At 70.6% G+C, this 12355-nt stretch carries 10 protein-coding genes; 8 read left to right on the top strand and 2 right to left on the bottom strand.

Annotated features, from left to right (window positions below; all coding sequences use genetic code 11):
- Nucleotides 1-1920 carry an amino acid adenylation domain-containing protein gene (locus ACILRB_RS04935; protein WP_395665187.1) on the bottom strand — a complete coding sequence of 640 codons (1920 nt, stop codon included), beginning with the start codon at nt 1918-1920 and terminating at the stop codon, nt 1-3.
- Nucleotides 1921-2524: 604 nt separating this feature from the next.
- On the opposite strand from ACILRB_RS04935, the gene ACILRB_RS04930 reads away from it, so the two are divergent.
- The 6 genes from ACILRB_RS04930 (at nt 2525) to ACILRB_RS04905 (ending at nt 10077) form a co-directional block, all read left to right on the top strand.
- A complete protein-coding gene (locus tag ACILRB_RS04930; RefSeq protein ID WP_395665186.1) occupies nt 2525-2911 on the top strand; it encodes a DUF983 domain-containing protein in 387 nt (128 codons plus the stop codon).
- Nucleotides 2908-3669, top strand: a complete 762-nt coding sequence (locus ACILRB_RS04925) for an SURF1 family protein (protein WP_395665185.1) — start codon at nt 2908-2910, stop codon at nt 3667-3669. The genes ACILRB_RS04930 and ACILRB_RS04925 overlap by 4 nt, the downstream gene beginning before the upstream one ends.
- A gap of 177 nt (nt 3670-3846) precedes the next feature.
- Entirely contained in the window at nt 3847-5265 is a 1419-nt protein-coding gene (thrC, locus tag ACILRB_RS04920; protein WP_395665184.1) for a threonine synthase, read from the top strand.
- Nucleotides 5262-6524, top strand: a complete 1263-nt coding sequence (locus ACILRB_RS04915) for a M16 family metallopeptidase (protein WP_395665183.1) — start codon at nt 5262-5264, stop codon at nt 6522-6524. Before thrC ends, ACILRB_RS04915 begins: the two co-directional genes overlap by 4 nt.
- A 20-nt stretch (nt 6525-6544) precedes the next feature.
- Complete coding sequence (locus tag ACILRB_RS04910) at nt 6545-7186, top strand: GNAT family N-acetyltransferase (RefSeq protein ID WP_395665182.1); 642 nt, start codon at nt 6545-6547, stop codon at nt 7184-7186.
- Between the two features lie 86 nt (nt 7187-7272).
- Nucleotides 7273-10077, top strand: a complete 2805-nt coding sequence (locus ACILRB_RS04905; protein ID WP_395665211.1) for an EAL domain-containing protein — start codon at nt 7273-7275, stop codon at nt 10075-10077.
- A 24-nt stretch (nt 10078-10101) separates the two neighbouring features.
- Here ACILRB_RS04905 and ACILRB_RS04900 read toward each other — a convergent pair whose 3' ends face one another.
- A complete protein-coding gene (locus tag ACILRB_RS04900; RefSeq protein ID WP_395665181.1) occupies nt 10102-10722 on the bottom strand; it encodes a YqgE/AlgH family protein in 621 nt (206 codons plus the stop codon).
- Between the two features lie 212 nt (nt 10723-10934).
- Here ACILRB_RS04900 and ACILRB_RS04895 point away from each other — a divergent pair, with 212 nt between their 5' ends.
- Nucleotides 10935-11870, top strand: a complete 936-nt coding sequence (locus ACILRB_RS04895; RefSeq protein WP_395665180.1) for a protein-disulfide reductase DsbD domain-containing protein — start codon at nt 10935-10937, stop codon at nt 11868-11870.
- The gene (locus ACILRB_RS04890) at nt 11867-12352 is read left to right on the top strand and encodes a peroxiredoxin (RefSeq protein ID WP_395665179.1); all 486 of its coding nucleotides are present in this window, start codon (nt 11867-11869) and stop codon (nt 12350-12352) included. Before ACILRB_RS04895 ends, ACILRB_RS04890 begins: the two co-directional genes overlap by 4 nt.
- Nucleotides 12353-12355 lie beyond the last annotated feature (3 nt).

Here is a 12355-nt window from a genome sequence, read left to right as displayed (position 1 = left end):
TCAGGCCGGCGCGGCGCGGCGACGGGCGGCGCGCTTCAGCGCCTCTGCCTGACGGGCCTTGCGGACGGAAAGATCATCGAGCGCCGTCTGGTCCGAGCCGGAAGGCTCGTCAGGCGTCGCGAGGCGGCGCAGATGCGCCGCGAGCGACCTCACGGTCGTGTGCTGAAACAGGTCGGTCATCGGCGCGTCGATCGCAAAGGCTTTCCGGATCTCCTCCTGCATGGCCATGACGTCGAGCGAAGCGCCGCCAAGGTCGAAGAAATTCGCGTCGAGGCTCGACGGCGGCGCCCTGAGGACGCGCGCCCAGACGTCGGCGACCCGTCTTTCAAAGCTATCGCCCGAACCTTGCGCGGGCGGCGCCGCGCCTTGCCCCGGCGGCTCGGGGGCCGCGGCCTGCGGCAGGGCGGCGCGGTCGACCTTGCCGTTCGGCGTGCGCGGCAGTTCGGGCAGGGCCATGAGGATCGCGGGAACGAGGAAGTCCGGCGAGATTTCGAGCATCGTTCGGCGCAGCGCCGGCGCGTCGAGGGCCGCGCCGTCCCGGCCGGTCACATATCCGACGATCTGGCGCTCTCCGTCTGTGCGCTCGCGCACCACGGCGCAGGCGTCGGCGACGCCCGGCAGGCGGCGCAGCAGGGCCTCGACCTCGTCGACCTCGACGCGCTTGCCGCGGATCTTCACCTGGCGGTCGACGCGGCCGAGGAACTCGACCACGCCGTCGGGGCGTCGCCGCACGAGATCGCCCGTGCGATACATGAGCCGGCCGTCCTCGCCGCAGAAGGGATCGGCGAGAAATTTCTCCGCCGTGAGCTCGGGCCGGTTGAGATAGCGGAGCGCGACCCCCTCCCCGCCGGCGAACAGCTCGCCGGTCTCGCCGTCAGGGACAGGCTTCAGCGCGGGATCGAGCACATAGACCAGGCTGTGGTCGATCGCCCTGCCGATCGGAACCGGCGCGTTCGGGTCGAGGTCGCGCGCAATCTCGTGGCAGCAGGTGAAGGTGGTGTTCTCGGTCGGCCCGTAGCCGTTGACGATGCGGCATGAAGGCAGCGCGTCGAACGCGCGGCGCAGATGGCGCGGCGAGAGCACGTCGCCGCCGGCGAGCAGCAGCCGCAGCGGCTTCAGGATCTCGACCTGGCGGTCGACCACCGCGTGGAACAGGCTCGCCGTGAGCCAGGCGACGGTGACGCCATGGCGGGCGATCGCCGCGCCAAGCTCGGAAAAGCCCGGATGCTCCTCGGCGACGATCGCCACCGCCGCGCCGTTCAGGAGCGCGCACCAGATCTCGAAGGTCGAGGCGTCGAAGGCGAGCGGCGCGAACTGCATCACGACGTCGCCCGGCCCGAGATCGGCGAAGCTGTTGAAGGCGAGCCGCGTCACGCCGCGATGGGGCACGACGACGCCCTTCGGCCGGCCGGTGGTGCCGGAGGTGTACATCACATAGCAGGGATCCTCGCCCTGCGGCCGAGGCTCCGGCGCCGGCCCGTCCTCGAACGGGGCGGCGGCGTCGACGGCGAGGCGCGGCGCGGCGAAATCCGGCCCCGCGTCCTGCGGGCGGACGAGGACGGCCGCCGGCGCGGCGTCGGCCGCGATGAAGGCCAGATGCTCGGCGGGATAGGCTGGATCGAGCGGCGCGAAGGCCGCCCCCGCCTTGAGCGCGCCGAGCATGGCCACGATCGCCTCGGGAGAGCGCGGCATGAACAGCGCCACGACGTCGCCCGGCCGCACGCCGGCCGCAGCGAGCGCGCGCGCGCAGGCGTCGGAGCGCCGGTCGAGCTCGGCGAAGCTCATCGGCCCCCGCGCGTCGGACAGAACGGCCGGCCGGTCGGCGAAGGCCTGCGCCGCCGCCCTGAAGCAGGCGCCGACGCTGCGCCCGCGCGCATATCGTCCAAAACCGATTTCAGACGCGCAAGCGGAATCCGGCATTCGAAATCGCTCCATCACGGCGTCGGCCCGCACAGTCGAGCCACAAAAATTTCAGTCGATCTGTGACGCGGCGCGACACGATCGAGGCTAAAGAACCCTTGTTACTATTATAGTGGGCCTCTACGCGGCTTTTGAATGAACTTGTCGCCTCAAAAAAAACAAAATTTGATCGAGTTAAGCGCCCGTACTGTAAGATCGGTACGGAGCCGACGCAAACAAATGGCGACGAACAGTGGCGAGGGTTGCTTGACGCAACTTTGGCGCGCCGCCCGGGCGAGACTGATTCGGGACCGTGGCCCGCGCAGGGCCGCGACGCCATGACCGCGAGCGGCAGACGAGATATATGAAACAGCTGCGCGACAAACTATCGCCCGATTCGCCGTGCCGCAAGCGCCCGCTCGACGCAGGTTCGCCGACGGGCCTTGCCTGAAGCTGGCCCTGCGGGTTGACTCCGGCCCCGCGCGGCCGGCGCCGGAACGGCTGCGCCGGCGGCCGTCTTGCTGTAGAACCGCCGCGTCGCCGCGCGTCGACCGCCCGGCCCGACGGCGTCCGGCCCAACGCCGCAAGACGACGAGCACGAGCAGGGCCAGGCCCGCAGGACGCCATGACCGAACCTTTCGACGCGCAAGCCCATCGCCCGCCGTCCGTGCTCGCCGCCGGCCTCAGGGGCCGGTGTCCGCGCTGCGGCGAGGGCCCGCTGTTTTCCGGCCTCCTCGAACTCGCGCCGCGCTGCTCCGCCTGCGGCCTCGATTACAAATTCGCCGATGCGGCGGACGGGCCGGCCGTCTTCGTTTGCCTGATCGCGGGCTTTCTGGTGCTTGGCGCGGCGCTGTGGGTCGAGCTCGCCTATGAGCCGCCGTTCTGGGTCCATCTCGCCGTGTTCATGCCGCTGACGCTCGTCGTGTGCCTCGGCCTGCTGCGTCCGGCCAAGGGGCTCCTCATCGCCCAGCAATATCGCACCAGGGCGGAACAGGGGCGGCTCGAGCCATGACGCCCTCGCCCGCCGCCGTGCGGGAGCGCCCGCGGCGCGGGCTTTTCCGGCCCGCGCTGGCGACGCTCGCCGGCGTCGCGATCCTGACCTCGCTCGGCGTCTGGCAATTGAAACGGCTCGCCTGGAAAGAGGCGCTGATCGCGCAGATCACGGCGCGCGCCGGCGCGCCGCCGCAGCCCCTGCCGCCCGAAGCCGAGTGGGCGAGCCTCGATCCGCCCTCCTACGAATATCGCCATGTGCGCTTCGCCGCGACGCTGGAGCCCGGCCGCGAGGCGCTGGCGTTCCGGCCGGCGGGCGGCCCGCTGCGCCAGCCGGGCTATCTGTCGCTCGTGCCGGCGCGGCTCGCCTCCGGCGCCGTCGTGATCGTCAATCGCGGCTTCGTGCCGGCCGCGCTCAAGGATCCGGCGACGCGCCCCGAGCCCGCGCCGGCCGGGCCCGCGCCGATCGTCGGCCTGATGCGCGCGCCCGAGGCCCGCAATCCGTTCACGCCGGCGGACGCCCCCGCGAAAGGCGACTTCTACAGCCGCGATCCGGCGCCCGTCGCGGCGCGCTTCGGGCTCGCGCGCGTCGCCCCCTTCATCGTCGACGCCGACCGCGCGGCGGCGCCCGCGCCCGGCGTCCCGTCCGGCGGCGAGACGGAGATCGCCTTTCCAAACAACCAACTCTCCTACGCCCTCACCTGGTTCGGCCTTGCGCTGGCGCTTCTCGGCGTGTTTGCGGCCTTTGCGCTGAGGAGCCGGGCCGAACCCCGTCGATAGGCGTCCGGGTTCCGCGCAATTGCGCCATATTCTCCTGTTTTTGCTTGCCCGCGTCGGTCATTCGGCTCAAATGCTGCCCGTCGCCGCGAACTATGCTAGCCTTTCGGGCCCGGGCCGCGCGCCCGGCCCGCCCCGCGTCGCGCCGCCGGTTTCGCGCATCTTTTCTGGACGTTCGACTTGAAATACATCTCGACCCGCGGCGAGGCTGCCCCGCTTTCCTTCACGCAGACGCTGCTGCACGGGCTCGCCGCCGACGGCGGGCTCTATCTGCCTGAAACCTACCCTCATTTCGACGCCGCCGCGATCGCCGGCCTCGCCGGCCTGTCCTATGCGCAGGCGGCGCAGCGGGTCATTGCGCCCTTCGTCGACGGCGAGATCGAGCCGGACGCGCTCGCGGCCATGATCGAGGACGCCTATGCGGGCTTCCGCCACAAGGCGGTCGCGCCGCTCGTCCAGCTCGAATCGAACCTGTTCGCGCTTGAACTTTTCCACGGGCCGACGCTCGCCTTCAAGGATCTGGCGATGCAGCTGCTCGCCCGGCTCGTCGATCATGCGCTGAAGGCGCGCGGCCAGCGCGCGACCGTCGTCGGCGCGACCTCGGGCGACACCGGCGCCGCCGCAATCGAGGCCTTCGCAGGCCTCGCGCAAGTCGACGTGTTCATTCTCTATCCGCATCAGCGGGTGTCGGAGGTGCAGCGGCGGCAGATGACGACGACCGGCGCGCCGAACGTCCACGCCATCGCGCTCGAAGGCTCCTTCGACGACGCGCAGGGCGCGGTCAAGGCCCTGTTCAACAACCGCCCGCTGCGCGACGAGCTTGGCCTCTGCGGCGTCAACTCCATCAACTGGGCGCGCATTCTCGCCCAGACGGTCTATTACTTCACGAGCGCCGTCGTCCTCGGCGCGCCGGCGCGGCCCGTCAGCTTCGTCACGCCGACGGGCAATTTCGGCGACATCTTCGCCGGCTGGATCGCCAAGCGCATGGGCCTGCCCGTCGAGCGGCTCGTCATCGCCTCGAACGCCAACGACATCCTGCCTCGCGCGCTGGCCTCGGGCCGCTACGAGATCGGCGCCTCGCTCGCCACCCAGTCGCCGTCCATGGACATTCAGGTCTCGTCCAATTTCGAGCGCCTGCTGTTCGAGGCGCATGGCCGCGACGCCGGCGCGATCCGCCTCAAGATGGCGCAGCTGGCGCAGGCGCGCGCCTTTTCGCTCGACGCCGGCCCGCTCGACGCGGTGCGCGCCGAATTCGACGCCTTCAGCGTGTCGGAGCCGGAGACGACGGCGGAAATCGCCCGCCTCTGGCGCGAAAGCGAATATGTCGCCGATCCGCACAGCGCCGTCGGCCTCGCCGCGGCGCGGCGCGAGATTTTCGCGCGCGGCGCCGCGACGCCGGTCGTCGCGCTCGGCACCGCCCACCCCGCCAAATTCCCCGACGCGATCGAAGCCGCGATCGGCCTGCGCCCGGCGCTGCCGCCGCATCTCGACGGGCTGATGGAGGCGGGCGAGCGCTTCGAGATCGTGCCCAACGACCAGCGCGAGATCGAGCGTTTCATCCGCGAGACGGCCCGGGTCGGCCGCAAGGCCGCCTCGTGAGCGCGCGCCTCACGACCCTTCCCTCCGGCCTGCGCGTCGTCACCGACGCCATGGAGCGGCTCGAGACCGCCTCGCTCGGCGTGTGGATCGCGGCCGGCTCGCGCCATGAGGCGAGGAACGAGCACGGCCTGTCGCATCTTCTCGAACACATGGCCTTCAAGGGCACGCGGCGCCGCTCCGCCCGGGCCATCGCCGAAGAGATCGAGGCGGCGGGCGGCGACCTCAACGCCGCGACCTCGACCGAGCACACAGCCTATTACGCGCATCTCTTGTCGGTCGACGCGCCGCTCGCGCTCGACATCCTCGCCGACATCCTGACCGAGAGCGCCTTCGACGAAGTCGAGCTCGAACGCGAAAAGGGCGTGATCCTGCAGGAGATCGGCGCCGTCGAGGACACGCCCGACGATCTCGTCTTCGACCTGTTCAGCGCCGCGGCCTTTCCGGGCCAAGCCATCGGCCGGCCGATCCTCGGCACGCCCGAGCGCGTCTCGAGTTTTGGGCGCGAGGCCATCGGCGCCTATCTCGAAGGTCATTATTCGAGCCCCGCGACCGTCGTCGCCGCGGCCGGCGCCGTCGACCATGACCGCATCTGCGCCGACGTCGAACGCCTGTTCGGCAAGCTCGCGCCGCAGAAGGCGGCCAGGGGGCCGGCGGCCGTCTATCGCGGCGGCGAGGCGCGCGTGAAGCGCCGCCTCGAACAGGCGCATATCGTCATCGGCTTTGAGGGCCTCGCCTATGACGACCCGGATTTCTACGCGCTGCAGATCTTCGCCAACGCGGTCGGCGGCGGCATGTCCTCGCGGCTGTTCCAGGAGGTGCGCGAGACGCGCGGCCTCGCCTATTCGATCCACGCCTTCCACTGGGGCTATTCCGACGCCGGCCTGTTCGGCTTCTACGCCGCGACCGGCGCGCGCGACGTGCCCGAACTGACGCCCGTCGCGCTCGACTGTCTCGCGAGGGCGGCCGAAGACCTGTCCGAGGCCGAGGCGCGCCGCGCCCGGGCCCAGATGAAGGTTTCGCTGCTCGCCGCGCTCGAATCGCCGTCGCAGCGCTGCGAGCAGATCGCGCGCCAGACCATGGCCTTCGGCCGCGTGCTGTCGCGCGAGGAGATCGTCGCCTCGATCGACGCGCTGACCATCGCCGAGATCAGGGCGGCCGGGGCGCGGGCGCTGCGCTCGGCGCCGACGGTCGCGGCCATCGGCCCGGTGGCCAAGGTCTATTCGCCCGACCGCGTGGCCGAACGCCTGCGCGCCGGCTGAGAATCAGGGGCTTTCCGGACATGGCTCTCTTCCGCCTCGGCGCCAACACCGAAACCGCGCAGCTCCTGCGCGGCGACGGCGTCTATCTGCGTCCGCCCGAAATGCGCGACTATGAAGACTGGTCGGCCCTGCGCGAAGCGAGCCGCGGCTTCCTCGTCCCGTGGGAGCCGACCTGGCCTTCCGACGATCTGACCCGGACCGCCTTCAGGCGCCGCGTGCGGCGCCACCAGCAGGAGCTCGAAAGCAGCGAATCCTTCGCCTTTCTGGTGTTTCGCGACGACGACGCCCTGCTTGGCGGCCTGACCCTCGGCCAGGTGCGGCGCGGCGTGGTGCAGGCGGCGACGCTCGGCTACTGGATCGGCGAGCCCTACGCCAATCGCGGCTACATGACGAAAGCCGTGCGCGCCGTCGTCGGCTTCGCCTTCGGCGCGCTGCGGCTGCATCGGGTCGAGGCTTCATGTCTGCCGCACAACGGCCCTTCGACGCGCCTTCTGGAGCGCGTCGGCTTCACGCGCGAGGGCTATGCGCGCGCCTATCTGCGCATCAACGGCCTGTGGGAGGACCATCTGCTGTACGGACTGCTCGAATCCGACCCGCAGCCGGCGCTCCAGCCCGGGGGGGCGGCCGCGGCCCGCACCGACGACGGCGACATCTGGCCGTGAGGCGCGCCAGGGCAAGCTGCGCGGCGAGCCTCGTCTTCGCGCTCGCCGCGCTTGTCGCGCTTCTCGCCGCGCCGGCCGCGCAGGCGATCGAGGCCGTGCGCACCCCGCTCGACGCGCGCGTCGTCGACCTCACCAAGGCGATCGAAAGCTATTCGTCGGCCGGCGACCGCCTGCTCGTCGCCACCGCCCCCGGCGCCGACGGCATCGTGCGCCGCATCGAGGTGCGCGCGCGTGAGGAAGGGGCCCGGCCGAACTGGATCGTGTTCGCGCTGTCGAACGACACCGGCGAGCAGATCGAGCGGCTGATCGTCGCGCCGCATTTCCGCCTTGTGGGCTCGGGCGTCGTCTGGCCCGACCTCGGGTCCACGCGCATCTCGGCGATCACCGCGAGCCAGGGCTATCCGCCCGAGCGCGAGGACAGCCAGGACGCCGACGTGTTCCGCCTGACGCTCGACCCCGGCGCGACCGTGACCTATGTCGCCGAATTGCGCACGCCGAACCTGCCGCAGCTGCATCTGTGGGAGCCCGACGCCTACAAGGACCGCCAGACCAGCCTCGCGCTCTACAAGGGCATCGTCATCGGCGTCGCGGGGCTGCTCGCGCTGTTTCTGACCATCGTCTTCGTGGTGCGCGGCGCGGTCATCTTTCCGGCCGCGGCGGCGCTCGCCTGGACGGTGCTCGTCTATGTCTGCATCGACTTCGGCTTCTGGACGCGCATCTTCGGCTCGGAGGGCCAGTCCGACCGCATCTGGCGCGCCGGAACCGAGTCGATCCTGGCGGCGACGCTGCTCGTCTTCCTGTTCGCCTATCTGAACCTCAACCGCTGGCATGTGCGGGCCTCGCATGTGGCGGCGATCTGGCTCCTGTTCCTTGGCGCGCTGGTCGGCCTCGCGGTCTATGACGCCCCCGTCGCGGCGGGCGTCGCGCGCATCTCGATCGCCACGGTCGGCGCGGTCGGCTTCGTGCTCGTGCTTTATCTCGCCGCGCATGGCTATGACCGGGCGGTGATGCTGATTCCGACCTGGACGCTGCTCGTCGCCTGGATCGTCGGCGCGGCCTTCGCCGTCACCGGCACGCTCGCCAACGACCTCGTCTCGCCGGCGCTGATCGGCGGGCTGGTGCTGATCGTGATGCTGATCGGCTTCACCATCATGCAGAACGCCTTCGCCGGCTCCGGCCTCGCCCATGGCGGCGTGTCGGATTCGGAGCGCAAGGCGCTGGCGCTGTCGGGCGGCGGCGACACCGTGTTCGACTGGGACGTCGCCGGCGACCGCATCTATGTCAGCCCCGAGATCGAAACCCAGCTCGGCCTGCCGCGCGGCGCGCTCGAAGGCCCGGCCTCGAACTGGTTCGACGTGCTCCACCCCTCGGAGCGCGACCGCTACCGCGCCTGCCTCGACGCCATGCTGGAGCAGCGGCGCGGGCGCATCAACCAGGACTTCCGCCTGCGCGCGGCCGACGGGCAATATTACTGGCTGCGCCTCAAGGCGCGTCCGGTGGTCGGCGCCAACGGCGAGGTTTTGCGCGTCGTCGGCACGCTCGCCGACGTGACCGAGGAGAAGATCGCCGAAGAGCGGCTCCTGCGCGACTCGGTGCGCGACAATCTGACCGGGCTGCCCAACCGGGAGCTGTTCTTCGACCGGCTCGACGCGGCGCTCGCGCTCGCCCAGGCGGACCCCTCGCTGCGGCCGGCGGTGATGAGCGTCGACGTCGACCGCTTCAGGGAGGTCAATGAAGACGCCGGGCTTTCGGCCGGCGACACCATTCTGCTCGCGCTGGCGCGGCGGCTGTCGCGCCTCCTGAAGCCGCAGGACACGCTCGCCCGCCTCTCGGGCGACGAATTCGTGGCGCTGATCGTCTCGGAGCCCGAGCCCGAAGGGGCGGTCGCGCTCGCCAACGCCATGCTGCGCGCGATCTCGACGCCGGTCGCCTTCTCCGACAGGGAGATCCCCGTCTCGGCCTCGATCGGCCTCGCCTTCCACGATCCGCAGCTGCATGTGCGGCGCGAGGACATGGTGAAGGACGCCGAAATCGCCATGCGCCACGCCAAACGGCTCGGCGGCGGCCGCATCGAGACGTTCCGCGCCACCATGCGCGCGCTCCGCTCCGACCGTTTCGGCCTTTCGGCCGACCTGCGCCGCGCGGTCGAGCGGGGCGAGATGAAAGTCTATTTCCAGCCGATCGTGCGGCTCGAGGACCGCACCGTCGCGGGCTTCGAGGCGCTGCTGCGCTGGGACCATCCGCGCCAGGGGCGGGTCGCGCCGGCCGAATTCATTCCGCTCGCCGAGGAGACCGGCGTGATCGTCGAGCTCGGCCTTTTCGCGCTCGACCGCGCGGCGCGCGAACTCGCCCTGTGGCAGCGCGCGCTCGACGTCGACCCGCCGATCTTCGTCAGCGTCAACGTCTCCTCGCGCCAGCTCATGCGCCATGACCTCATCGCCGACGTCAAGGCCGTCCTCGGCAGGTCCGCGGTCGCGCCGGGCTCGCTGAAGCTCGAACTGACCGAAAGCCTCGTCATGGAGAACCCGGAATACGCCGCGCAGATGCTGACGCGCATCCGCGAGCTTGGCGCGGGGCTCTCGCTCGACGATTTCGGCACGGGGTTTTCATCGCTCGCCTATCTGCAGCGCTTCCCCTTCGACACCATCAAGATCGACCGCTCCTTCGTGCGGCAGAACGGGTCGGGGACGCGGCCCGCGATCCTGCGCTCCATCATGGCGCTCGCGCATGACCTTGGCATGGAGACGGTGGCCGAGGGGGTCGAGGCGGAGTCGGACGCGATCGAACTGTCCCAGCTCGGTTGCGAATACGCCCAAGGCTTCGCCTTCGGCCATCCGATCAGCGCCGAGGAGGCGAGAAAGCTCGTCGGCGCGGCGACCGTCGCCGCCTGACGGCGCGACGGCGCCGCGCCCGTCTCAGGCGTGGCCGAGATCGGCGGAGAGGCGCCCCGGGTCGATCCCGACCTTCATCAGCGCGCGCTCATATTTCGAGCCGAGCGCGTCGTCGAAGATCAGCGAAGGGTCGGCCGGGATGTTCAGCCAGCCATTGTCCTGCATCTCGGCCTCGAGCTGGCCGGCCGACCAGCCGGCGTAGCCGAGCGCCAGAACCGCGCGGTCCGGCCCCGCGCCGCGCGCGATCGCGCGCAGGATGTCGATGGTCGCGGTCAGCGACACGCCGGAGTCGATCGGCAGCGTCGAATTGTCGATGAAGAAATCGTTGGAATGCAGCACGAAGCCGCGGCCGGTCTCGACCGGCCCGCCCTTGAGCACCGGCACGAGCCCCGCCTGCGCCGGAAGCTGGATCGCCTCGTCGGCCTTGATCACGTCAAGCTGGACGAGCAGCTCCGAGAAGGTCACCTTGCGCGCGGGCCGGTTGACGACGATGCCCATCGCGCCCTCCTCCGAATGCGCGCACAGATAGATCACCGAACGGGCGAAGCGGTTGTCGGACATTCCGGGCATGGCGACGAGCAGCTGCCCGTCCAGGAAGGAGTCATGGCCCTGCCGGCCGCCGTCGCGAGGCATTTTCGATCCCATGTTTTCCGCCACATTCTGCTGGAAAAGCTTCCAACGCTGGTTAAGGCCGCCCAGGCTTGGATCCTGACGCGTCGCTCCCGTTCGGCTTCTGCTCGTCTTCTGGCTTCGTCTGGTTCACCTCAATGTAGGTTGCGGCCTCCCCGCCTGCAAAATAGGCTGCGGGACCTCGGCCGAACAGCGACAGACCCCGCAATCGTAAGACTGTGATGCAAATGTCTTTCCATTCCCGAAAGACCGGCCGCCGCGCCGGCCGGCCGCGCGTCCTGGCGCTCGCCGCCGGCTGGGGGCTCGTCCTCGGCTGGGGGCTCGCCGCGACGCTCGCGGGCGCGACGGCGGCGCACGCCGACGAATTCGCAAGCGACTGGAGCTACGGCAAAAAATCCTCCGTACGGCTGATTGCGGCGGCGCAGCCCGGCGGCTATCGCGCCGGCGTCGAAATCGCCCTCGACGACGACGCCATCACCTATTGGCGCAACCCCGGCGACGCCGGCGCGCCGCCCGAGTTCGATTTCTCGCAATCCGACAATATCGACGAGGCGACGGTCCGGTTTCCGCCCCCGGAGCGCCTGCATGAGGACGGGCTCGACGTGTTCGGCTATCGTCGCGGCGTGCTGCTGCCGGTCTCCCTGCGCGTCAGGGACGCCTCGCGCCCGGCGACGCTCGTGCTCGCGCTCACCTACGCCGTCTGCGGCAAGATCTGCATCCCCGCCTCGGCCCATGTGCAGATGCGTCTCCCGGCGGGCGCCGGCGCCCGCCCCGACGCCAGAAAGCACGAAGACGCGCTCAAGGCGGCCGAGGCCCGCGTTCCGCGCCGCCTCGACGCGCGGGAGCGCGACGAGAAGCTGAGCCTGTCGCGCGATCCCGACGCGGCGCGGCCAAGCTGGCGCGTGAAGCTGCGCGAGGCGCCGGGCGACGCGGCGGACCTCTTCGTGGAGGCGCCGGCGGCCTGGTTCTTCGAGACCCGCCGCGGCGCGGCGCCCGACGAATTCATCGTCACCGAAGTCGAGGCCCCGCGCGAAGCCGGCCACGCGCCCTCGACGCTGACCTTCACGTCGGGAACGCAGGCCTTTGAATTCGCGGCCGATCTCGGCCGCGCGCGCGCGGTCGCCGAGAGCGAATCCGCACAACGGCAGGGAGAGGTGCGATGACCGTCAAGATCGGCGACCGGCTGCCCGCGGCGCGTTTCGCGGTGATGACCCCGGACGGCCCCGCGACGAAAACCACCGACGAGATCTTCAAGGGCCGGCGTGTCGCGCTGATCGGCGTGCCCGGCGCCTTCACGCCGACCTGCAGCAATGTGCATCTGCCGAGCTTCGTCAACCGGCTCGACGACTTCAAAGCGAAGCATGTCGACCTCGTCGCCGTCACCGCGGTCAACGACGTCTTCGTGCTGAGCGCCTGGGCGAAGGAGAACGGCGCCGGCCAAAAGATCATGTTCCTCGCCGACGGCTCCGGCGCCTTCGCCGCCGCGCTCGGCCTGACGCTCGATCTGTCGGAGCGCGGGCTCGGCGTCCGCTCGCAGCGCTATTCGATGCTGGTCGACGACGGCGTGGTCAAGGCCCTGAACGTCGAGGACAGCCCCGGCAGGGCCGAGGCGTCGAGCGCCGAAACCCTGCTCGGGCAGATCTGAGCC

The sequence above is a fragment of the Methylocella sp. genome (assembly GCF_044226135.1).
GTDB lineage: Bacteria > Pseudomonadota > Alphaproteobacteria > Rhizobiales > Beijerinckiaceae > Methylocapsa.
This window is presented reverse-complemented; position numbering and strand designations above follow the sequence as displayed.

Bases quoted from the DNA above. Each gene is read 5' to 3' on its own strand.
- ACILRB_RS04935 (WP_395665187.1), bottom strand. From the start codon at position 1,920: ATGCCGGATTCCGCTTGCGCGTCTGAAATCGGTTTTGGACGATATGCG.
- ACILRB_RS04930 (WP_395665186.1), top strand. From the start codon at position 2,525: ATGACCGAACCTTTCGACGCGCAAGCCCATCGCCCGCCGTCCGTGCTC.
- ACILRB_RS04925 (WP_395665185.1), top strand. From the start codon at position 2,908: ATGACGCCCTCGCCCGCCGCCGTGCGGGAGCGCCCGCGGCGCGGGCTT.
- ACILRB_RS04910 (WP_395665182.1), top strand. From the start codon at position 6,545: ATGGCTCTCTTCCGCCTCGGCGCCAACACCGAAACCGCGCAGCTCCTG.
- ACILRB_RS04900 (WP_395665181.1), bottom strand. From the start codon at position 10,722: ATGGGATCGAAAATGCCTCGCGACGGCGGCCGGCAGGGCCATGACTCC.
- ACILRB_RS04895 (WP_395665180.1), top strand. From the start codon at position 10,935: ATGTCTTTCCATTCCCGAAAGACCGGCCGCCGCGCCGGCCGGCCGCGC.
- ACILRB_RS04890 (WP_395665179.1), top strand. From the start codon at position 11,867: ATGACCGTCAAGATCGGCGACCGGCTGCCCGCGGCGCGTTTCGCGGTG.